The following is a 21,603-nucleotide window of genomic DNA, read 5'->3' as shown; positions in this document are numbered from 1 at the left end:
GGCACATCGACAAGCCCGGTGTGAACGGTTGAGGTGTTTTGGGATGCCGACAGGCCTCAGGTCACCGCGTGCGTCTGGTTGAACTCGGGCTTTTGCCAATCGCCACTCTCCAGCACCTGGCGCAGGTGCTCCACCGCATTCCACACGTCTTCAAACCCCAGGTACAGCGGCGTGAAGCCAAAGCGCAGGATGTCCTTGTGCGGGCCCGTGCCACCATCGCCCTTGCGGAAGTCGCCGATCACGCCGCGGGCGATCAGCGCCTGCACGATGGCGTAGGCGCCGCTGCCCTGGCCGCTGACGCCCGCGCCTTCGTCGCGCGTCAGGCAGACCTGCGAGCCGCGCTGTGCGTGGTCGCGCGGCGTGGCCAGGCCCAGGCCGTGGCCTGCGCAGCGCTCCTCCACCAGGCGGATGAACAGGTCGGTAAGCGCGAGCGACTTGGTGCGCAGCGCGGCCATGCCGCCCAGTGCCTGCGCGGCGGTGAACACGTCCAGCCCGCACTGCAGGGCCGACAGGCTGATGATGGGCTGCGTGCCGCACAGGTAGCGCGTGATGCCGGGTGCAGGCTGGTAGTCAGGGGTGAACTGGAACGGCGCCGCGTGGCCCCACCAGCCCGACAGCGGCTGCCAGAAGCGGTCGGCGTGGCGCGGGTGTACCCACACAAAGGCCGGCGCGCCGGGGCCGCCGTTGAGGTACTTGTAGCCACAGCCGACGGAAAAATCTGCACCCGCGCCGTTCAGGTCGACAGGCACCGCGCCCGCGCTGTGCGCCAGGTCCCACACGCACAGGATGCCCTGGGCATGCGCGGCGGCCGTGATGGCGGCCATGTCGTGCATGGCGCCGGTGCGGTAGTTCACATGGGTGAGCATCAGCACGGTCACGTCAGGGGTCAGCGCGGCGGCGATGTCTTCGGGCTCCACCAGCACCAGCTCCAGCCCGCGCTCCTTGCACAGGCCTTCGGCGATGTACAGGTCGGTGGGGAAGTTGCTGCGCTCGCTGACGATGCGCTTGCGCGCGGTGTTGTCCTCGCGGGCGATGTTCAGCGCCGCGCTCAGCACCTTGTAGAGGTTGATCGAAGTGCTGTCGGTGCAGACCACTTCGTTCGGGCCGGCGCCGATCAGCGGGGCCAGCTGGTTGCCCAGGCGCTGGGGCAGGTCGAACCAGCTCGCGGTGTTCCAGGATTTGATGAGGTCCGTGGCCCACTCGCGCGTCACCACATCGGCCACGCGCGCCGCGGCAGCCTTGGGCGCCACGCCCAGCGAGTTGCCGTCCAGGTAGATCACGCCCGGGGGCAGCGCGAAGTGCTCGCGCAGCGGGGCGATGGGGTCTTGCGCGTCAAGTGCGCGGCAGTCTTGTGCGGTGATGGTCATGGCAGATAGGTGGTTGTTTGCTTCTGTTTTGATAGCTGCTGGCGCTTTATCAGCAAGCTGTAGCGGCCCAAAAGCTTAAAAAAATGAGTGATCAGGCCAACGCACGCAGCACGGCGCGCACGGGTGAGGCGTCGGCGGTGGTGAGCTTGAGCGGCAGGGCGATCAGCTCATAGTCGCCCTCGGGCACATCGTCGAGCACCAGGTTCTCCAGCACGCGCAGACCGCGGCGGCGGATGACCTGGTGGCTGTCCAAAGTCTTGCTATCGGCCGGGTCGATGCTGGCGGTGTCGATGCCCACCAGCAGCACGCCCCGGTCCGCCAGGCGCTCGATGGTGTCGGGGGCATAGGCCGCCAGGGCGCCGTCCCAACGGTCCTGGGGCATGTGCTGGTAGGTGCGCACCAGCACGCGCTGCGGCAGCGTGGCGTCCACCGCGTGGGCGATGTGCTCCCAGGTGATGAGCGGCCCGCGGGCGATCGCGTGGATCACGCGGCAGGGGCCCAGAAAGGCGTCGAGCGACACATCACCGATGCTGGCGCCGTGCTCGTCGTAGTGCAGCGGCGCATCGGCATGCGCGCCCACGTGGGGCGACAGCGTGATGGCGCTCACGTTGACCGGGCAGCCGGGCCCGATGGTGGCGCACCACTGCTGGCTGTACGCCGTGTCGCCCGGGAACACGGGGCTGCCCGCATGCACGGGCGGCGAAATGTCCCAGAGCCTGCGGGCGGTGGGGGAAGAGGAGCTGGTTGGCATGGGACAAAGTTTGCATGTCCCGGAAAACCCGTGGTGTCGGTTATTTCCAACACGGCGGCGGTTTTTTGTTGAGGCTTCAACGATCTGCGAAATGGGAAAAGCCACCCTGATGTTCCTGCGGATGCTGCTGCTCAGACGGGCCAGGTCCCGGGGGACTGCTGGGTGACAACTGCTTGCAACAGGCGACCCGCGAGAGGGCTATCCTTTGGCGCCTCACCACGAGACGCGCTGCGCGCTTTGGATGCCATGCTTCTACGAACACTGCTTTTTTCGGTTGCGCTGCTTGCCGGTTGCAGCACCACCACTGAAACCGTCCATGTTCAGATCCTGCCCACAGAGTACAGAGCGGGGGATGTGACATCGGCTCTGGCCACGCCTGTCGTGGATGAGGTTGTCCGCCTGCGGCCTGACAAGGTCCACCTTTCGATGTGCCGGTCAACGCCCAACGCGAAGGTGCTCCAATTCAACACCGAGCTGCAAGCGCGCAGCGGGGCGAAGGTGACAGCGGGTTTCTACGACGCGTGCCCTGAAAGCTGATTGCGGGCTTTTTGCAGAGCGCTCAACGCCCCAGTCTGCGTCGCCGGCGCATCTGAACAGTGCCTAGAACCTGACGATCAGTGTTCATGCGCTGTGGGTGCCGCATCTTGGGTGGTGCGCTGTCGCAACTCGACCAAGCCCGGTGGGTCCGCGGAAAACCACAACCACTGAGTGTCGGTGCCGCCCTTGCGCAAGATGAATTGCATGACTGTGAGCACGGCGATGGTGGTGATCACCAGGGCAATGAACACCGTTGCGGCGCCTATCGCGCAGTAGAGCAAGACGGTATGCAGCGGAACCTGCGGTGCGATGTGAGAGCCCGCCAATCCTGCCAGCGCTGACAAAAGCATGGTGGCGATAAACGCCTTCGCGGCGACTGGTTTGCTCAACTTGCAGCGAAACATGGCCATCTCCCGGAGAGTGTTCGGTGCAGTGTAGGGCTCAGAGCCGGTTCTTCACTGAAGGCCAGCCAAAGGACGGCATCACGTCCGCCACGACGCAAGCGCTCTGTGCTCGCACGCCTGTGATGCCTCACGCTTGTCATTTGATCCATTCCTCTCGTCGTACGTGCGTACGTGCGTACGTGCGTACGTGCGTACGTGCGTACGTGCGTGCTGCGACGTGCCAAAGTGACGACCGGATAGCCGTTGCAGTTTGCCATTGCCATTGCCATTGCCGATGGTCGTGGGGTGTGCGCCGGTATGGATTTGGCACGCGGTGTCAGCACCGGAGCGCATTTGCGCTGCATCAATCACCCCTCCCCCACGGAACCAAACCCCCAAACCCGGTGTCAGTAAAATGAGAATCAATAACATTTAAAAAGCAGACTCCGATGACCACCCCGCACGACAGCTCTGCTGTGCCGCAGCATGCCTCCACTGGCCCCGCGCCATCCACAGCCCTTGACCGGCTGCCCCTGCACACCCCTGCGCTGGTGACGGGCCTGCATAGCGCCAGCGGCGAGCAGGAAGAAGGCACCGTGCTGCGCCTGATGGAGATCGGCTTTCTCCCCGGCGAGGCGGTGCGTGTGGTCGCGCGCGGTGGGTTCGGGGTGGACCCGATTGCGGTGCGGGTGGGGCAGGCCACGTTTGCGTTGCGCCGTAGCGAGGCGTCGATGGTGCAGGTGCAGGTCGAGGTGCAGCCATGAATGCGCGAAGCACGTCCGCTGCCACCAGCACAACCCCGCCATCGACAACTGCCCCGCTGCGCATCGCCCTGCTGGGCAACCCCAACTGCGGCAAGACCGCGCTCTTCAACCTGCTGACCGGCGCGCGGCAGAAGGTGGCCAACTATGCGGGCGTGACCGTGGAGCGCAAGGAGGGCTCGCTGCAGACCGCCAGCGGCCGGCGCGTGCGCGTGCTGGACTTGCCGGGCGCCTACAGCCTGCATGCGCAAAGCATGGACGAAGCCGTCACGCGCGACATCGTCACCGGGCAGCGGGCAGGCGAGCCCGCGCCCGAGGTGCTGGTCTGCGTGACCGATGCCACCCACCTGCGGCTCAACCTGCGCCTGGTGCTGGAGGCCCGCGCCCTGGGGCTGCCCATGGTGCTGGTACTGAACATGAGCGACGTGGCCGAGCGCCAGGGCATCGTGATCGACCGCGAGGCGCTGGCGCGTGAGCTGGGCATGCCGGTGCTGGCCACCGTGGGCGTGCGGGGCGGCGGTGCGCAAGAACTGGTGCAGTGGCTGGACACGGTGCAGCCTGCGGCGCTGGCTGCCGCGCAGGTGCCGCTGGCGATGCCCGAAGGCAGCGCGCAGCAGCAGGTGATGCAGCTGCACCAGCAGGTGCGCCGCATCATCGACCTGGCAGTGCGCGCGCCGCAGGTCAGCCTGCACCGCGACGACCGCATCGACGCGGTGGTGCTGCACCCGGTGTGGGGCATGGTGCTGCTGGCCGTCACGCTGTTCCTGATGTTCCAGGCGGTGTTCAGCTGGGCCGCAGCGCCCATGGACTGGATCAAGGCCGCCACCGAGGCCGCGGGCGCGTGGGTCAACGCGAACATGGGCGAGGGCACGCTGCGCAGCCTGCTCACCGACGGCATCATCGCCGGCGCGGGCGGGGTGGTGGTGTTCCTGCCGCAGATCCTGATCCTGTTCTTCTTCATCCTGGTGCTGGAAGACTCGGGCTACCTGCCGCGCGCGGCGTTTTTGCTGGACCGGGTGATGGGCGTGGTGGGCCTGTCGGGCCGCTCGTTCATCCCGCTGCTGTCGAGCTTTGCATGTGCCATCCCGGGCATCATGGCCACGCGATCCATCCCGAGCTGGCGCGACCGGCTGGTGACGATCATGATCGCGCCGCTCATGACCTGCTCGGCACGTTTGCCGGTGTATGCGCTGCTCATCGCGGCCTTCATCCCGGAGCGCACGGTGGCCGGTGTGTTCAACCTGCAGGGCCTGGTGCTGTTCGCGCTGTACGTGGGCGGCATCGTCAGCGCCATGGCGGTGGCCGCCGTGGCCCGGCTGGCGCGCACCAACACCGGTGCCGCGCCGCTGCTGATGGAGCTGCCCACCTACCGCTGGCCCAGCGTGCGCAGCCTGGCCATCGGCCTGTGGGAGCGCGCCAAGATCTTCCTGCGCCGCGTGGGCGGCATCATCCTGGCGCTCACCGTGCTGCTGTGGTTCTTGTCGTCGTTCCCGGCGCCACCGGTGGGCGCCACCGGGCCCGCCATCGAATACAGCCTGGCGGGCAAGGTCGGCAGCCTGCTGGCGGTGGTGTTCGCGCCCATCGGCTTCAACTGGCAGATCTCCATCGCCCTGGTGCCCGGCATGGCCGCGCGCGAGGTGGCCGTGGGGGCCTTGGGCACCGTATACGCGCTGTCTGCCACGGGCGAGGAGACTGCCGCGCAGCTGGGCCCGCTGATCGCCGCCCAATGGTCACTGGCCACGGCGCTGTCGCTGCTGGTGTGGTTCATCTTCGCGCCGCAGTGCCTGTCGACCATCGCCACCGTCAAGCGCGAGACCAACAGCTGGCGGTACCCGTTGATCATGACGGCGTACCTGTTTGCGCTGGCCTATCTGGCCAGCTTCGTGACGTACCGCATCGCACTGGCGATGGGTGGAGGGTAGACAACCATGGCCCAGGACATCATCGTCGGCGTGATCGTGGCCGTTGCCATGCTCTACGTGGCGTGGCGCTACATGCCGCAGGGTTGGCGGCAACGCCTGGGAAGGGTGCACCCGGCGTTGGTGCAGGCACCGGGCTGCGGCAGCGGGGACGGCGGTGGGGGGTGCAGCAGCTGCAGTAGCGGTGGCGGTGGCTGCGGTCCTGCAGCATCGTCGCCGGGCGAGGCTGCCGAGAAAACAGTGGCCATGCCGCGCTCGCGGCATTGATATGGGTTGCTATATTATTTGTAGCTGCTTGCGCTTGTCCATCAAGCGGTAGAGGGCGCTGGAGCATCTAATAGGCTTGGATGGCTTGGATGGCTTGGATGGCCACATGCGTCACATACCCCCAATCCGTTCGGGCTGAGCCCGTCGAAGCCTTGCACGCTGGGGGCATGCCCTGGCTTCGACAGGCTCAGCCCGAACGGATGGTGAGGTCGCTGAGGCTGCAGTTCATCAGGCCGCGAGTTCGCTGAGGCTGAAGCTCATCAGGCCGATGTCCAGCGGTTGTCATGACGGCCATGGCCCGCTCGGGTCAGCGCCGCATCAGCCCCGGCGCGCCGCCAGCGGTATCTCCACGAAGAATCCCACGCCCCGCCCACCCAGCCCCTGGCCCAGCCGCACTTGCCCGCCCATGCGCAGCGCTGCCTGGCGCACGATGGCCAGGCCCAGGCCGGAGCCGTTGGTGGCATGGTCCCCATCGTTGTGGCTACCGCTGCCGGCCGCATGGCCCGGGCCGCGGTAGAAGCGTTCGAACACCTTGCCCTGCTCAGCGGTTGGAATGCCCGGCCCGTCGTCCTGCACCGCCAATTGCAGCGTTGTGCCACCGTCGTCCACCCGCAGGCCGACAGCCACCGTGCCGCCTGCGAGCGAGTAGCGCACCGCGTTGTCCAGCAGGTTGTGCACCACCGATTCCAGCGCGGGCAGGTCCAGCCGCGCAGTCAGGCTGTCGGGCGCGTCCAGCGATAGTTCGATCTGCCGGGCCATGGCCCGCGGCGCGGCCTGCGCCAGCGCGGCGCGCAGCCACTGCGCCACGTCCAGGTCGCGCGGAGCAGGGCGCTGCGCTTCATCGAGCGCGGCCAGGTCCAGCAGTTGCTGGGCCAGGTGCGAGGTGCGGGCGATGGCCTGCTCCAGGTGCGCCTGCGCCTGTGTGCGTTCGGCTTCGCTTTGCGAACGTGCCATGACATGGGCTTGGGCGGTGATGACGGCCAGCGGCGTGCGGATCTCGTGGGCGGCGTCCTGCACGAAGGCGCGCTCGCGTTCGACTTTCTGGCGCATGCGGGCCAGCAGGGTGTCCAGGGACTGCTCCAGCGGTTTGAGCTCGCGGTGCTGTGCGTCGAAGCCCACGGGCTGCAGGTCGTCGTTGTTGCGCCGGGCAATGCGGCTGGCCAACTGCTGCAGCGGCTTGAGGCCGTTGCGCACCGATAGCCACACGGGCACCAGCACGAAGGGCATGGCCAGCAGCAGATAGGGCAGGATGAAGCGGCCGTTGTAAGCCAGAAAGGCTGCATCCGTGCGCTTGGGCTCGAACACCTGCAAGGCCCACCGGGCGTTGTGGCCTGTGTAGATGCGGTACACGGTGCCTTCTGCGATGGCTTCGGTAATCACGCCCACCGCATCCGGGTGCCTGGGGGGTAGATTCAGGGTCTTCAACTCATGCGAGGCAAACACCGGATTGCCGTCTGCATCACTGAGTGTGTGCAGTGTCTTGCCAGGAAAAATGCCAATCTGGCGGCGTCGTATGTAGGTCCACGTTTCGGTGGAGTCGATGGCCGCTGCAGCGTGTGCGGGGTCGGTCACGCCCTGCAGAGACACCAGCAGGGCGTCTCCGTACTTTTGCAGGCCCGGGTCGTTGGTGATGGTGTGTTTGTAGGTCATGAAGATGTAGCACAGCAACACCCCCCAGACCAGCACAAACGCCAGCAGCACCGATACCACGCTGCGGCGCACCAGGGTGGGCTCGGCCAGCCGCTGCCATCTGGCGCGCAATGTCGTGCGTGCGCTCATGCTTGAAGCAGGTAGCCCACGCCACGCACCGTGCGGATCAGCTCCGGCCCGATCTTGCGGCGCAGGTTGGACACATGCACTTCGATGGCGCCAAAGTCCACTGGCTCGCCCAGCGGGTCCAGCCGCTGCGCGATCACGCCCTTGGGCACCACGGCGCCAGGCTCGCGTGCCAGCTCCAGCAGCAGCTGAAACTCGCGCGGCGACAAGTCCAGCGCCTCGCTGCCACGCCGCACCTGGTGGCGCCGGGGCTCGATCACCAGCTCGCCCAGCACCCAGCGCTCGCTGGCCTGCCGCGCGCTGCGGCGCAGCACCGCGCGGATGCGCGACATCAGCTCGGCCGTGGCAAAGGGCTTGATCACAAAGTCGTCCGCGCCGCCGTCCAGCCCCGCCAGCCGGTCCTCCACCGCCGAGCGCGCGGTGATCACGATGACGGGCACCTGCTCCCCCTGCGCCCGCCAGCGTGCCAGCAGGTCGAACCCGCTGCCGTCGGGCAGCGTCAGGTCCAGCAGCACGCAGTCCACGGTGGTGGCATCCACTGTGGCGGGCGCGTCCACCGCGCGGCGCAGCCACTCGCTGGTCAGTCCCTCGACCTTCAGCGCCGACTGCAGGGCCCGGCCCAGGTCCAGGTCGTCTTCGATGAGCAGGATGTGCATGGGGGGATTGTGGCGGTTTGCACCACGGTTGGACGGGGCAACAGCATGTTGGCGCGCCGTCTTTGGCTGCGCTTAAGACACGCGCTGGACAATGACCGGAGGAGGGTAGGTATGAGAAAAATCAAGCGCCATGCCGCGATGTGGATGACTTGTCTGGCGGGCCACGCTGCGTGGGCCCAGGGTCAGGCCGAGGGTGCGGGTGCACCCCCGCAACTGGAGGGCGTGACGGTGACGGCGCGCCGCTCGCTTGAGCAGCGCTTCTTTGCTGCGGGCTCGCTGGTGGTGGTGGACCGCAACGACATCGAGCAGATGGGCGCTTTCTCGGTGGCCGATGTGCTGCGTCAGTTGCCCGGCGTGCAGGTGACGCCGTCAGGGGACGGCAGTGTGGAGATTCGCATGCGCGGCATGGACCGTGGCGCGACCCAGCTGCTGGTGGATGGACAGCGCGTAGGCAGCAAGCGATCGCAGTTGCCCATCGACCAACTGCCGCCAGAGCTGATCGAGCGCATCGAGGTGGTGCGCGCGCCGACGGCGGAGTTCTCAGGGGCCACGGGCGGCACCATCAACATCGTGCTGCGCCAGGCCACGGTCAAGCGCGAGACAGTGCTGCGCCTGACGGACAACCATGTGTGGGGGCGCGATGCGGGCCAGGCCTTCTTCTCGCGCACGGGTCCTATCGGCGCCACGCCGACACGGGCTGGCGATGAGAGTGATGCAGCGCCCAGCCCGCCGTGGTCGTACTTCGTGGCCGCGTCGGCCACAGGGCTGCTGCTGGGCTCGGACACCCACCGCAGCACGCAGCGTGCGGGTGTGGAAGTCGCCCAGTCGGACACCAGCGCTCGCTATCGGCGCACCGACTATGCGTTGGTCCCGCGCGTCAGCGGTCGGCTGTCGGCGGTAGATCAGCTCACGCTGCGCGCAACGCTCAGCCGGGGCGAGTTTGCCGGCGAGTCTGTCAGCGTGGGTAGCGGTGATGGAGCCTATGCGCTGAGTTCACAGGAAGCGCACCGTTACGAGCGCCGCTACCTGCAGGCCGCGGCCGACTGGACGCACCGCTTTGCCGCCAGCAAGCTCGAAACCACACTCGCCACAAGCCGGGCAAGTGACACCGTGGACCGCGATGGAACGCTGGTCCGCGCTGCGGGAATGGCGGGGGCCGCTGCAGTGACCGACAGCTACAGCTTTCTGGATGACCGGCGGGAGGACCTGGTGAGCCTGAGTACCAAGCTCACCGGCACCACCAGCGCTTTGCTCTGGAGCGTTGGTGCGCAGTTGGAAGACCGTCAGTTGCACGTCCGCACGACAGCGAGTGGCGAGTTGCCGTCGAACACTGCGTTGGAGTCTGGAATCCGCCGCGCCGTACTGTGGGGGCAAAACGAATGGGAGCTGCCCGCCAACACCACGCTCACCCTCGGGTTGCGGGGCGAGCAGGTCACGCTCCATGGTGGCAGCTCGCTGGTGGCGGGCCAGAGGCAATGGAACATTTTGCAGCCCTCGCTGCACACGCGCACACCGCTGTCCGACGACCTGCAATGGCGCTTCAACCTGGCCCGCGTAACGCAACTGCCGCGCGTGTGGGACCTGGTGGACCGGACCATTCCCAGCCAGGGCAGCAACAGCCTGAGCAACCCCGACACCATGGGCAACCCGAACCTGCGCCCTGAAGTGACGTGGACGCTGGACACAGGCTTTGAGCGCCGGCTGGCGGCGGGCCACATGGGCTTGAACGTTTTCGTGCGCAGGGTGAGCGATGCGCTCGCGCCCCCGCTCCAGCTACAGGGCGCGCGCTGGGTCGAGCAGCGCAGCAACGTGGGCGACGCCATAGTCTGGGGCCTGGAGGCGGACGCCCGCACCGGCCTGGGTTGGCTGGGGCTGGCCAGCGACTGGACGCTGTCTGCCAACGCCAGCCTGCTGCAGTCGCGCATGACCAGTGGGCGCAACGAGGGCCAGCGCATTCCCGGGCAAGCCCGCTACATCGTCACGTTGACTGCAGCCCGCCCTATGCCGCGCGGCGGCGGTTGGTACGGCGGGGCCACACTGTCGATGACCGGGCCTGCAGACCAGAATGTCGACCCGGTGTTGACGGGGCGCAGCCGTGCCCATGCGATGCTGGATGTGTACGTGGGGCAGTTGGTGCGGGGCCTGGGTTACTGGCGGCTCGGTATCTACAACGTGGGGGACGCACGCTTTCGCCGCGACCGTGTAGATGCATCGGGCCCGGTGCCGCTACTGAGCACCAGCAGCATGCGGCTGACACCGCGTGTGTACCTGACGGTGGGCACGCAGTTCTGACGGTGGCTGCCGCCTTGTCTTGCCCCTGGCTGCGCTGAGCGGTTCAATCCCACCTGTCTACCCATCGCCTGGAAATCATGGATGCTCCCAACGCTTTGATCGAACTGCGGCACCTGTCTGCCGCCAATGCGGAGGTGTTTTCCTCGCTGCGCCGCGAACTGACAGCGGACAACCCGATACCCATGGGTCTCACGTTGGAGGAAGAACTGAGCCGCTCTCTGGACGGCTTCAGGGAGCAACTGGCGTATCCGGCGCCGAATGCCGTATTCGGAGTCTTTTGCGATGGTGTGTTGGCGGGGACGGCAGCCGTGGCATGGCAGAGCAAATTCGCATCGTCTCGCCACAAAGTATTGTTGTGGGGCACTTTTGTTTCCCCACGGTTCAGACGCCGAGGTTTTGCGCGCAGGCTGGTTGTGCGGGCCATTGAGCACGCACGCGCTCAAGGTGCGCGGCGGATCAATCTCATGATGTATTTGCCCAACGATGCGGCGGCCCAGCTGTACCGGTCGCTGGGTTTCTCGACATACGGTGTGGAGCCGGAGGCCGTGTGTCTTGACGGGGCGTACTTCGACGCTGCGCTGATGAGCCTGCGGTTGGACTGAGCCCTGCGCGGGGTGGCCCTGTTACCCGCTCATCCGTACAAGCGGCCTGAGGAAAGGGCTTGCAAAGCGTTCTGGAGGTTTGCGCGCGCCTGTGCCTCATAACGCTCGTGGAACCACTCCGAGCCATATATCCGCGGCCGCTCCACAAACCCCTGCAGCACCGCGCTGCGGCCCGCCACGTAACGCGGCCAGCGGACAAAGAAGTATTCACGCCGCACGTTGCGCTCGAACTGGCGGTAGACCGCCTCGCTCTGGCCGAGGATGGACAGGTCGATATCGACAACCCATTGCGCATCACCGGCCAGGGTGCCCGGGTTGTGGCGGGTGTCGAGGATGTGCTGGTGCACGCTGAGAACCATGGTGTCGGGCAGTCCCTGGCTGCGCAGGAAGCGCACGGCCCAGTCAGCGCTGCGCTGCTCGTTGTGGCGGCTCCACGGCCAGTAGACCGCGTCGTGGTACCACAGCGCCAGGGCTACGGCATGGGGGTCTTGCAGGACACCGGGCTGCGGGTCCTGCACGGCCTGCAGGTGCCGCAGGCAGGCCCACAGGTGCGTGGTGTCGTGGTACGCGCGGGGCCAGTGGGCCCAGCTCAGGATGAGGCGGCGGCCCTCGGCGCGCCAGGCGGGGGTGTCGCGGCCCAGCGCCTGGCCCAGCGTGTTCCAGTGCGCCTGCAGTTCGGCGCTGTGGACGGGCTGGCGGCGCCAGGGCATGGTGGAGCGGTGGATCAGGCCACGCGGCCGAGCAGAAGGTACTCCATGAGTGCCTTTTGCACGTGCATCCTGCTGTGGCTTCGGCGCGCGGCCTGCGGCCGCTTCATGTCCGCTGTGCGGACATGAGCCTGCGCCGAAACAGGCTGCTGGCGCTGGCGCGCCACCGGATTGCATGTCATGCAATCCGGCCGAGCAAAAGGTACTCCATGAGTGCCTTCTGCACGTGCATCCTGTTTTCTGCCTCGTCCCAGACCACCGACTGCGGCCCGTCGATCACATCGGCTTCGACCTCTTCGCCGCGGTGGGCGGGCAGGCAGTGCATGAAGAGGGCATCCGGCTTGGCGGCGGCCATCATCTCGGTGTCCACGCACCAGTCGGCAAAGGCTAATCTGCGCTCTTCGTTCTCGGACTCGTAGCCCATGCTGGTCCACACGTCGGTGGTGACCAGGTCCGCGCCCTGGCAGGCTTCGAGCGGGTTGCTAAAGAATTGATAGCTGCCAGCGCTGATCCCGCGGGCGCCAGCGGCCAGTTTCTCGTCCACTTCGTAGCCGCGCGGCGTGCTCACATGCACCTTGAAGCCCAGCAGCGATGCCGCCTGCAGCCAGGTGTTGGCCATGTTGTTGCCGTCGCCCACCCACGCCACGGTCTTGCCCTTGATGGCGCCGCGGTGCTCGATGTACGTGAAGATGTCCGCCAGGATCTGGCAGGGGTGGTATTCGTTGGTCAGGCCGTTGATGACGGGCACGCGCGAGTTGGCGGCGAAGCTTTCGATCTTGGCTTGTTCGTACGTGCGGATCATCACCAGATCGACCATGCGGCTGATGACCTTGGCGCTGTCTTCGATGGGCTCGGCGCGGCCCAGCTGGCTGTCGCCCGTGGTCAGGTGCACCACGGAGCCGCCCAGCTGGTACATGCCGGCTTCGAAGCTCACGCGGGTGCGCGTGCTGGCTTTCTCGAAGATCATGGCCAGCGTGCGGTCCACCAGGGGGTGGTGCTTGTCGTAGGCCTTGAACTTCTTCTTGATGAGCGCGGCGCGCTCGAAGAGGTACGCGTATTCGTCGGCGGTGAGGTCGTTGAACTGCAGGTAATGTTTCAGCGTCATGGCGTGCTTGCTCTTCATTCAGCCAGGATGGCTTTGACCAGCGGGGTCAGCTTGGCGACGATCTCGTCGGCCTCGGCAGTGGTGAGGATCAGCGGCGGCACCAGGCGGATCACGGTGTCGGCGGTGACGGACAGCAGCAGGCCAGCCTCGGCCGCGCGGGCGATCAGGGCGCCGCAGGGCTTGGCAAGCTCGATGCCCAGCATCAGGCCCTGGCCGCGGATATCCTTGACGCCCGGCAGGCTGCCCAGCTCGCGCTGCAGCGCCGCGCGCAGGTGGTCGCCCACCTTGGCCGCGTTGGCCAGCAGGCCATCTTCTTCCATGATGCGGATGGTCTCGACCCCGGCGCGCATGGCCAGCGGGTTGCCGCCGAAGGTGGTGCCGTGGTTGCCGGGCTGCAGCACGTTGGCGGCCTTGGGGCCGGCCACCACCGCGCCGATCGGCACGCCCGAGCCCAGGCCCTTGGCCAGGGGCATCACGTCGGGCACGATGCCCGCCCATTGGTGGGCGAACCACTTGCCGGTGCGGCCCATGCCGCACTGCACTTCGTCGATCATCATGAGCCAGCCGCGCTCGTCGCACAGCTTGCGCAGCTGCTGCAGGTATTCGATGCGCATCCCGTTGATGCCGCCTTCGCCCTGGATGGTCTCGAAGAACACGGCCACCACGTTGGGGTTGCCTTCGGTGGCCTTCTTGATGGCCTCGATGTCGTTGAGCGGCACGCGGATGAAGCCTTCAACCAGCGGGCCGAAGCCGTTGTGGATCTTGGGGTTGCCGGTGGCCGACATGGTGGCGATGGAGCGGCCATGGAACGCCTTCTCGTACACCACGATCTCGGGCTTGGCGATGCCCTTGTCCACGCCGAACTTGCGGGCGATCTTGAGGGCCGCCTCGTTGGCTTCGAGGCCCGAGTTGCAGAAGAACACGTTCTGCATGCCCGACAGCTCCACCAGTTTGGCGGCGAGCTGCTCTTGCAGCGGCACGTGGTAGTAGTTGGAGGTGTGGATCAGCTTGGTGAGCTGGTCCTGCAGCGCGGGCACGAGCTTGGCATGGTTGTGGCCCAGCGTGTTCACGGCGATGCCGCCCAGGCCGTCCAGGTATTCCTTGCCGTTGACGTCCCAGACTCGGCTGCCCTGACCGCGGGCCAGCGCGATGGGTACGCGGCCATAGGTGTTCATCACGTGGGGCGAAGCTGCCGGGGTGGTAGCGGTCATGCAGAAATCTCCTGACGGTGCGGTGAATGGGCTGCCCTGTTGGGATCAAAGCCCGAGAAAGCGAAGCACGATTCTAGGGGGAGCACGGTGAACGGCTGTTGACGATTGCGCATTACTGCAATGCCGTGTGTTGGCAGCAATCCGGGCCTGATTCCCGATGCCGGCCGTGGATTAGAGGGGTAGCTCTTATATAAGAGTTAGAATGTCGCGTTGCGGTGCAGCATGCAGTGATCCTGCCTTGGGGCGCCCTTACTACCACTCCAATCCCCCGATGGTTTCCCCCTCCTCCAAAGAAGTCTTCATCCAGGGCATCACCCACGACGGGAAGACCTTTCGCCCCAGTGACTGGGCCGAGCGGCTGGCCGGGGTGATGAGCAGCTTCCGCCCGGGCGGGGCGCGGCCTGGCAGCCATCTGAGCTACTCGCCGTGGTGCATTCCGACGACGCTCAATGGCGTCAAGTGCGTGGTGGTGCACCGCGACCTGCAAGGGCACGAGCCCATGGCGTGGGATTTCGTCATCAACTTCGCACGCGACAACAACCTGCAGGTGGCCGAGGCCTGCCTGCTGCCCGACCCGCCGCCCAAGGGCTGAAGGCGCAGCGCCCGGGTTGTTTAGCGCTGGACGTTGCTGCCCGCAAGCCCCGCGCGCAGCAACTGGTCCGCCTGCAGCCGGTTCATCCAGGCCTTTTCCACGAACGGGTCGGTCACGCCGTAGTGCCCGTGCTTCACACGCATGAGCAGGTTGGCCGAGGTCATCATGCCGATGATGCCCTGCACCTCCTGGGCCGTGACCTCGCGGCCGATCTGCGCGGCGTAGGTCTTGAGCGCCTCGCCGGTAAAGACGCCCTTCACGTCGCCGCCGATGCTGCAGATGCGCGAGAACACCGCCTCGGCCAGCGGGCCCATGGCCTCCACCTTCTGCAGTTCCACATCGGCCGCCGCGGCGCCCAGCGACTGCGCAATGGTGGGCAGGTGCTCGTCCGGCAGGGCATCGGCGGGCAGGCTGCGCAGCACGTTCAGCGCCTTCATCAGTTCCTCCGGCCGGCTGCCCATGCTGCGAAAGGCAGATTCTGTGACGTCGGCCGAAGGCAGCATGGCGCCCAACTGCGGGCGGACCTGCTCCAGCACGTAGTCGATGAAGTCCCGCCCCAGCACCGGAAACTCGTTGGTCACCGCGCCGTTGAAGGCCTGGTTGCCCTTGAGCGTGAGCTCCTGCACCCGCGCGCGGTGTGAGCCGGTGCCGATGAACAAGAAGTAGCCAGGAGTGTCGGGGCGGGTGTTGATGGCGTCGCGCGCGGCCTTGAGCGCGTGCAGCAGGTGGTCGCCGTCGGCGCTGCCCAGTGCGTGCTGCACCTCGTCGATGATGAGCACCACGTCCGTTCTGGCCTGGTCGATCAGTGCCTCGAAGGCGTGGGCCAGGGTGGTGCCGTCGTCCTTGCCCACGTCGGCCAGCTTGAAGCCGAACTTGAACCCCGCCGCCCCGGCCTCCACGCTGGCCACGTCCTTGAGGCGCTTCAAGATGCCCGAGCCGGGCGTCTGCAGGTCCTTGAGCGTCTTGCGGATGGCCTCGTGCACCAGGTCCGCCGGGTTGGCCTGGGGCTGGCTCCACAAATCCACATAGACCACGATGGCGCCCAGCGCCTCGAGCGCAGGGATGAGGTCGGTTGCGAGGAACGTGGTCTTGCCCACCCGGCGCTGGCCCGACAGGAACAGCCCGGAGCGCAGGGACATGTCCAGGAACGAGGGCCTGAGCAACTGCGTGGCCATCTGCTCGGCAAGGTCGGTGCGGCGGAACGTCATGGTTTATGGATTTTTATGAAATTCCAATAATTATGATCAATCCATAATTTGCCGTAAAGCCGGATGGCGTGCATTCTGGGGCGACGGCTTTGGATACGGAGCGCCAAACCGGCGCAAAGCGTTCGGAAACGAAAAAACCGCCCGAAGGCGGTTTTGTTCGTTTGCTGGCAGCGCACCCGTTACAAACGGCGAACGGCACATGCCGTTCGGGCTGTTTGCCTGAAGTGAATCAGGCGGAAAATGAGTTTTAAGCGGCTGCCAGAGCCAGGGTCTTCACCTTGGCAGACAGACGGCTCTTGTCGCGAGCAGCCTTGTTCTTGTGGAAAATGCCCTTGTCGGCCACGGAGTCGACCACGGCTTGCATCTTGGCGAACAGTTCGGTCGCCTTGGTCTTGTCGCCAGCCAGAACAGCCTTTTCGACGTTCTTGACAGCGGTACGGTACTTGGAGCGCAGCGAGGTGTTGGCTGCGTTCAGCTTGGTGTCCTGACGGACGCGCTTGCGGCCCGACGCCAGGCGCGGGTTCTTCTTCTTGGGTTTAGCGGATGCCATGATTTAGTTCCTTGAGTCTGAGGATGATGCCAGCAAAGCCCGCGATTATAGCCCAGACCGGGTTTCAGCTGCCACCACACTCAAAAGCCGGCGCAGCGCCATCGCCTGCGCACCCAGTGCGTGGGCTTCGCCCTGCCACCCGATGCGTCCCCGCCTGGGGAGAAGCCGCGCAGCGGCACAGGGGGAATACACTCCAGCGGTGTCATTGCTCAAAGCCGCCTCCACCGTTTCCCTGCTGACCCTGGCCTCCCGTGTGACGGGACTCATGAGCCAGCTGCTCATGGCCTCGATGTTCGGGGCCAACGCGCTGACCGACGCCTTCCAGGTCGCCTTCCGCATCCCCAACCTGTTCCGGCGGCTGTTTGCCGAAGGGGCGTTCAGCCAAGCCTTCGTGCCGGTGCTGGGCACCGCCAAGACGCAGCAGGGCGAGGAAGCCACGCACAAGCTCATCTCCGCGGTGGCCACCGCCCTGGCCTGGGTGTTGCTGCTGGTATGCATCCTGGGCGTGGTCGGCGCGCCGCTGCTGGTATGGGCGCTGGCCAGCGGCCTGCGCCAGAACGCCGAGGCCTACGACGCAGCGGTGCTGATGACGCGCTTCATGTTCCCGTACATCGGCTTCATGTCCATGGTCGCGCTGTCGGCGGGCATCCTCAACACCTGGAAGCACTTCGCCGTGCCCGCCGCATCGCCCGTGCTGCTCAACGTGTGCATGATCGCCGCGGCCTGGCTGGGTGCGCCGCAGCTGGAGGCCCGCGGCATCGAGCCCATCTACGCCATGGCCGGCGGTGTGATGCTGGGGGGCGTGCTGCAGCTGGCCGTGCAGATACCGGCCCTGGTGCGCCTGGGTCTCATGCCGCGCATCGGCGTCACCTGGGGCACCGTGCGTGCCGCCTGGGCCGACCCCAGCGTGCGCCGCGTGCTCACGCTCATGGGGCCGGCGGTGCTGGGCGTGGGCGTGGCGCAGATCTCGCTCATGATCAACACGCAGATCGCCTCGTACCTGGCGCCGGGCAGTGTGACCTGGCTGTTCTATGCGGACCGGTTGATGGAATTCCCCACCGCGCTGCTGGGCGTGGCGCTGGGCGTGGTGCTCACCCCACAGCTCACGGCGGCCAAGGCGGCGGGCGATGCCGAGAAGTACTCGGCCATGCTCGACTGGGGCCTGCGCATCGTGGTGCTGCTGGCCGTGCCCTGCGCGGTGGCGCTGCTGACCTTTTCCACACCGCTGGTGGCCACGCTGTTCCACTACGGCAAGCTCACCGACGACGATGTGGGGCAGATTGCGCTCGCGCTGTCGGGCTACGGCGCCGGGCTGATCGGCATCGTGGCCATCAAGGTGCTGGCGCCCGGCTACTACGCCAGCCAGGACGTGCGCACGCCCGTGAAGATCGCCATTGCCGTGCTGGTCATCACGCAGTTGCTCAACATCGCGCTGGTGCCTTTCATCGCCCACGCGGGCCTGGCCTTGTCGATTGGTCTCGGGGCCCTGGTCAACGCGCTGTGGCTGCTGATCGGCCTGCTGCGGCGCGGCAGCTACCAGCCGCTGCCGGGCTGGGGCATGTTCGCCTTGCAGGTGATTGCCGCCAGCGCCTTGCTGGCCGTGCTGCTGCTCTGGGGCTCGCAGCATTTCGACTGGGTGGACATGAAGGGGCAGACCCTGCGGCGCATAGGGCTGCTGGCGGCGCTCATGGCGGCCGCTGCCGCGCTGTATTTCGGCGCGCTGTGGGCGGCGGGGCTTAAGCTGCGCCAGTTGCTGCGGCGCTGATGCCGGTGATGCTGGTAACAGCCTGGCAAAACCTGGGTTTGTGCAGCTTGACGCCAGGGCAGGGTGCACTTACAACAACGCCATGCCCCTGAGTCTTTCCGTGCCCACCTCGCTCGAGTACTTTGCATCGCTGGTGCAGAGCGACGACCACTTTCCGCTGCTGGAAGCCGCCGCCAGCCTCGCCCAGGACGAGTACCCCGAAATGGACGTGCAGCTGCTGCTGGGCGACATGGACCAGCTGCTCGCGCGCATCAAGCGCCGCCTGCCGGTCGATGCGCCCGCGCTGCAGCGCCTGCGCACGCTCAACCAGTTCTTCTTTGCCGACCTGGGCTTCGCCGGCAACATCAACAACTACTACGACCCCGAGAACAGCTACCTCAACGCCGTGCTGCGCACCCGCCGGGGCATTCCGATCTCGCTGGCCATCCTGTGGATGGAACTGGCGCAGGGCCTGGGCCTGCACGCGCGCGGCATCGCCTTCCCGGGGCACTTCATGGTCAAGGTGCTGCTGCCCAAGGGGCAGGTGGTGCTCGACCCGATCTCGGGCCAGTCGCTCAGCCGCGAGGAGCTGTCCGAGCGGCTGGAGCCCTACAAGCGCCAGAGCGGCCTGGTGGACGACTACGACGTGCCCCTGGGCCTGTACCTGCAGGCCGCCACGCCACGCGACATCATTGCGCGCATGCTTCGCAACCTTAAGGAAGTGCACCGCACCCAGCAGGACTGGCAGCGGCTGATCTGCGTGCTGGACCGCCTCATCGTGCTGCAGCCGCAAGCCTGGGGCGAGTGGCGCGACCGGGGCCTGGCGCATGCCGAACGCGGAAACACTGCGGAGGCCGTGGTGGACCTGGAAACCTATCTTGACCATGTCGAGGACGGCCTCGACATCGACCTGATCTCCGACCGCCTGAGCGCCTTGCGCAGCGCGGGCTGACCTGCAGCAGCGCAGGCAGGCAGACCTGCCGCCTGCGCGCCGGGCAGCCTGGGGTCAGCGCGGAACGAAACCCCGTGCCTAGAACGGCGCGCCGTCCGCTGGCAGGGTCGCCTGCAGTTGCAACAGCTGCCGGCGCAGCTCGGTGTTCTCGGCCGTGAGTTCTGCCACGCGGTGGCGCAGCGCCTGCAGTTCATCAGCACCTGAGCCTGCACCTGCGCCAGTGTCGGCGTCAGCGCCTTCGGCCTCTGGCGACGGGGCGTCTTCCTTGGGCTTGCGCTTGTTGAGTTCACGCACGCGCTTGGCGGCCTGCTTGAGCTCGTCCTTGCCCGCTGCGACGGCGGCCACCTGCTCCTCGGCAGGCAGCGTGGCCACGGCAGCGGCGGCGTTGATGGAGATGGTGCCGGACTTCACCGCGGCCACCAGCTCGGGCGCGGCCTGCTTCTGGATTTTCTCGATCATCACCACCTGGCTGCTGCTCAGGCGGGCGGCCTTGGCGATCGCCTCGCGGCTGCTCAACGGGTCGGGCGCGGGCAGTGCGGCCATTGCTTCGGGGGCGGCTGCGGGCACATCGGCCATGGCCGTGGCGGCCGACTCAGCGGGTTCGGCCGCCGTGGTGGCGCGGGCCTTGCGGTCCGCGATGATCTCGCGCTTGCGCAGGGCCAGCACACCGCGCTGGAAGTCGGACACGCTGCGGCGCCCCAGGTGCTGGTCGATCATCCACAGGTGCACGTCTTCCATCGACTGAAAGCGCGGGTTCTGCACCGTCTGGAAGGGCAGGCCGTGCTTTTGGCAGATGCCATAGCGGTTGTGGCCGTCCACCAGCACATCGCCCCACAGCACCAGCGCATCGCGGCAGCCTTCGGCCAGGATGCTGCGCTCCAGCGCCTCGTGCTCGTCAGGGGTCAGGGGTTCGATATAGGCTTTGAGTTCTTCGTTGACGACGATGTTCATGGCAGGCAGGGCAGGGCTTGGGAGGGCGAATCGGAGGCGGGCAAGGGGCGCGATTGTAGACATGCTCGGCCACCGGCCCCGCGCAATCGCCCCGCTGCGCTGCGCTGCGCTGATGCAGCAGCTCAACGGCCGCTGACCCTTCGCTCACCGGTCGCGCGCATCCCGCAGCGCCAGCCAGCCTGCCACGGCCGTGAAGGCCACCACCACGGCCACGATGATCCAGAAGCCGTGCGGCTCGTCCGCCAGCGGCACGCCGCCCACGTTCATGCCGAACAGGCCCGCCAGGATGTTGATGGGCAGGGCCAGCACCGTGACCACCGTCAGCACGAACAGGCTGCGGCTGTTGGCCTCCTGTACGCTCGCGGCGATCTCTTCCTGCAGCAGCTTGATGCGCTCCTGCAGGCCCTGCATGTCGCGCAGTACCACCGAGAACTCTTCGGTCGAGTCGCGCAGCTCCTGCGCGTCGTCCGCCCCCATCCAGGCGGGCGGGTGCTGCAGCAGCCGAAAGAGCGCCGCAGGCTCCGGCGCCAGCAGCCGCTGCAGGCGTACCAGCAGCCGCCGCAGCACGCCCAGGCGGGCGCGCTTGTGGTCCAGGCGGCCTGCCAGCAGCGCGTCTTCCACATCGTCGATGCGCTGCGTCACGCCACGCACGATGTTCACCAGGCCCGACGCCTGCGTGCGCATCAGCTCGGCCAGCAGCCCCACGCTGGAGCGCGGCGCCTGCCCGCTGCGCACCGCCGTGCGCAAGGCATCCACCGACCGCAGGGGGCGCGTGCGCCCCGTCACCATCAGGTGCGGCGCCACGCTGGTCCACAGCGTGGCGATGTCCGACGGCTCGAACGCGAAGTCGAAATGCGCGTCGTTGAGCACGGCGATCAGCGTGTCGTCGTCGCGCTCGATGCGGGTAGAGACCGATCGGTCCTTGAGCGCGTCGAAGAACGCTTCGGGCAAGTGGGCATGCCGCTCCATCCAGCGCACGGCCTGGGCCTGGCTCAGGTTGAAATGCAGCCACAGGAACTCGCCCTGGGCTGCGTCGGTGATGCCATGCGCCTGCAATGCCAGCCACTGGGCGGCCTGCACCGAGTCCACCTCCCGCGGCAGGGCGTCGTCGCCCAGCAGATAGCCGCAGATGAGCCCTGCGGCATCGCCACCATAGTTGAGGCTGGCGTGGAGGGCGCCCGGAACAGGCGGGCTGGGGGGAGCGGGGGTTGCAGGCGTGGGCACGGACGTGCATGATGGAGCGCCGTTGTGACGCTGCGGTGACAGATCATG

The 21,603-nt window shown here is 66.9% G+C and carries 21 protein-coding genes; 9 read left to right on the top strand and 12 right to left on the bottom strand.

What is annotated here, in order from left to right; all coding sequences use genetic code 11:
- Positions 1–56 precede the first annotated feature (56 nt).
- Both kynU and kynB read right to left on the bottom strand, forming a co-directional pair.
- A complete protein-coding gene (gene kynU, locus ACIGHN_RS06245) occupies positions 57–1,367 on the bottom strand; it encodes a kynureninase (protein ID WP_396503651.1) in 1,311 nt (436 codons plus the stop codon).
- A 91-nt stretch (positions 1,368–1,458) separates the two neighbouring features.
- Positions 1,459–2,118: an arylformamidase gene (gene kynB / locus ACIGHN_RS06240; protein WP_396503650.1), complete on the bottom strand. Its 660-nt coding sequence runs from the start codon at positions 2,116–2,118 to the stop codon at positions 1,459–1,461.
- Between the two features lie 237 nt (positions 2,119–2,355).
- Between kynB and ACIGHN_RS06235 the strand changes: the two genes are divergently transcribed.
- Complete coding sequence (locus ACIGHN_RS06235) at positions 2,356–2,655, top strand: hypothetical protein (RefSeq protein WP_396503649.1); 300 nt, start codon at positions 2,356–2,358, stop codon at positions 2,653–2,655.
- Between the two features lie 77 nt (positions 2,656–2,732).
- Here the strand turns inward: ACIGHN_RS06235 and ACIGHN_RS06230 are convergent, their stop codons facing one another.
- Positions 2,733–3,059 carry a hypothetical protein gene (locus ACIGHN_RS06230; RefSeq protein WP_396503648.1) on the bottom strand — a complete coding sequence of 109 codons (327 nt, stop codon included), beginning with the start codon at positions 3,057–3,059 and terminating at the stop codon, positions 2,733–2,735.
- A gap of 428 nt (positions 3,060–3,487) precedes the next feature.
- Between ACIGHN_RS06230 and ACIGHN_RS06225 the strand changes: the two genes are divergently transcribed.
- The 3 genes from ACIGHN_RS06225 to ACIGHN_RS06215 are packed head-to-tail and all read left to right on the top strand — an operon-like array spanning position 3,488 to position 5,985.
- Positions 3,488–3,802: a ferrous iron transport protein A gene (locus ACIGHN_RS06225; protein ID WP_396503647.1), complete on the top strand. Its 315-nt coding sequence runs from the start codon at positions 3,488–3,490 to the stop codon at positions 3,800–3,802.
- Positions 3,799–5,721: a ferrous iron transporter B gene (locus tag ACIGHN_RS06220; protein WP_396503646.1), complete on the top strand. Its 1,923-nt coding sequence runs from the start codon at positions 3,799–3,801 to the stop codon at positions 5,719–5,721. Before ACIGHN_RS06225 ends, ACIGHN_RS06220 begins: the two co-directional genes overlap by 4 nt.
- Before the next feature lie 6 nt (positions 5,722–5,727).
- A complete protein-coding gene (locus tag ACIGHN_RS06215; RefSeq protein WP_056416908.1) occupies positions 5,728–5,985 on the top strand; it encodes a hypothetical protein in 258 nt (85 codons plus the stop codon).
- A gap of 318 nt (positions 5,986–6,303) precedes the next feature.
- On the opposite strand, the gene ACIGHN_RS06210 is transcribed toward ACIGHN_RS06215, so the two are convergent.
- Positions 6,304–7,764, bottom strand: coding sequence for a sensor histidine kinase (locus tag ACIGHN_RS06210; protein WP_396503645.1), 1,461 nt, complete (start codon positions 7,762–7,764; stop codon positions 6,304–6,306).
- Positions 7,761–8,417 (bottom strand): response regulator transcription factor, encoded by a 657-nt coding sequence (locus ACIGHN_RS06205; RefSeq protein ID WP_056167888.1) that lies wholly within the window; start codon positions 8,415–8,417, stop codon positions 7,761–7,763. Before ACIGHN_RS06205 ends, ACIGHN_RS06210 begins: the two co-directional genes overlap by 4 nt.
- 111 nt (positions 8,418–8,528) lie before the next feature.
- Between ACIGHN_RS06205 and ACIGHN_RS06200 the strand changes: the two genes are divergently transcribed.
- Positions 8,529–10,709: a TonB-dependent receptor plug domain-containing protein gene (locus ACIGHN_RS06200; RefSeq protein ID WP_396503644.1), complete on the top strand. Its 2,181-nt coding sequence runs from the start codon at positions 8,529–8,531 to the stop codon at positions 10,707–10,709.
- 77 nt (positions 10,710–10,786) lie between these two features.
- Positions 10,787–11,311: a GNAT family N-acetyltransferase gene (locus tag ACIGHN_RS06195; protein WP_396503643.1), complete on the top strand. Its 525-nt coding sequence runs from the start codon at positions 10,787–10,789 to the stop codon at positions 11,309–11,311.
- 29 nt (positions 11,312–11,340) lie between these two features.
- On the opposite strand, the gene ACIGHN_RS06190 is transcribed toward ACIGHN_RS06195, so the two are convergent.
- From ACIGHN_RS06190 to ACIGHN_RS06180, 3 genes are all read right to left on the bottom strand, one after another.
- A complete protein-coding gene (locus tag ACIGHN_RS06190) occupies positions 11,341–12,021 on the bottom strand; it encodes a hypothetical protein (RefSeq protein WP_396503642.1) in 681 nt (226 codons plus the stop codon).
- A 175-nt stretch (positions 12,022–12,196) separates the two neighbouring features.
- On the bottom strand, positions 12,197–13,123 hold the full coding sequence (gene argF / locus ACIGHN_RS06185; protein WP_396503641.1) for an ornithine carbamoyltransferase: 927 nt from the start codon (positions 13,121–13,123) through the stop codon (positions 12,197–12,199).
- Between the two features lie 14 nt (positions 13,124–13,137).
- Positions 13,138–14,334, bottom strand: coding sequence for an aspartate aminotransferase family protein (locus tag ACIGHN_RS06180; RefSeq protein WP_056416922.1), 1,197 nt, complete (start codon positions 14,332–14,334; stop codon positions 13,138–13,140).
- 271 nt (positions 14,335–14,605) lie between these two features.
- Here ACIGHN_RS06180 and ACIGHN_RS06175 point away from each other — a divergent pair, with 271 nt between their 5' ends.
- Positions 14,606–14,926 carry a DUF3579 domain-containing protein gene (locus ACIGHN_RS06175; protein ID WP_056416924.1) on the top strand — a complete coding sequence of 107 codons (321 nt, stop codon included), beginning with the start codon at positions 14,606–14,608 and terminating at the stop codon, positions 14,924–14,926.
- Between the two features lie 20 nt (positions 14,927–14,946).
- Here the strand turns inward: ACIGHN_RS06175 and ACIGHN_RS06170 are convergent, their stop codons facing one another.
- Positions 14,947–16,134, bottom strand: a complete 1,188-nt coding sequence (locus tag ACIGHN_RS06170) for an AAA family ATPase (RefSeq protein WP_396503640.1) — start codon at positions 16,132–16,134, stop codon at positions 14,947–14,949.
- A 247-nt stretch (positions 16,135–16,381) separates the two neighbouring features.
- Complete coding sequence (gene rpsT, locus ACIGHN_RS06165) at positions 16,382–16,684, bottom strand: 30S ribosomal protein S20 (protein WP_056167912.1); 303 nt, start codon at positions 16,682–16,684, stop codon at positions 16,382–16,384.
- A gap of 199 nt (positions 16,685–16,883) precedes the next feature.
- Between rpsT and murJ the strand changes: the two genes are divergently transcribed.
- Together murJ and ACIGHN_RS06155 are read left to right on the top strand one after the other, a co-directional pair.
- The gene (murJ, locus tag ACIGHN_RS06160; protein WP_056416930.1) at positions 16,884–18,449 is read left to right on the top strand and encodes a murein biosynthesis integral membrane protein MurJ; all 1,566 of its coding nucleotides are present in this window, start codon (positions 16,884–16,886) and stop codon (positions 18,447–18,449) included.
- Positions 18,450–18,531: 82 nt separating this feature from the next.
- On the top strand, positions 18,532–19,380 hold the full coding sequence (locus ACIGHN_RS06155; protein WP_396503637.1) for a SirB1 family protein: 849 nt from the start codon (positions 18,532–18,534) through the stop codon (positions 19,378–19,380).
- A 78-nt stretch (positions 19,381–19,458) separates the two neighbouring features.
- Here the strand turns inward: ACIGHN_RS06155 and ACIGHN_RS06150 are convergent, their stop codons facing one another.
- Together ACIGHN_RS06150 and ACIGHN_RS06145 are read right to left on the bottom strand one after the other, a co-directional pair.
- Entirely contained in the window at positions 19,459–20,331 is an 873-nt protein-coding gene (locus ACIGHN_RS06150; protein ID WP_396503636.1) for a plasmid replication/partition related protein, read from the bottom strand.
- Between the two features lie 144 nt (positions 20,332–20,475).
- The gene (locus tag ACIGHN_RS06145; protein ID WP_200912425.1) at positions 20,476–21,555 is read right to left on the bottom strand and encodes a transporter; all 1,080 of its coding nucleotides are present in this window, start codon (positions 21,553–21,555) and stop codon (positions 20,476–20,478) included.
- Positions 21,556–21,603 lie beyond the last annotated feature (48 nt).

This window comes from Acidovorax sp. NPDC077693 (assembly GCF_044542805.1).
GTDB lineage: Bacteria > Pseudomonadota > Gammaproteobacteria > Burkholderiales > Burkholderiaceae_C > Acidovorax.
Note: the sequence above shows the minus strand (reverse complement) of the source record. Positions and strands in the feature narration are given on the sequence as shown.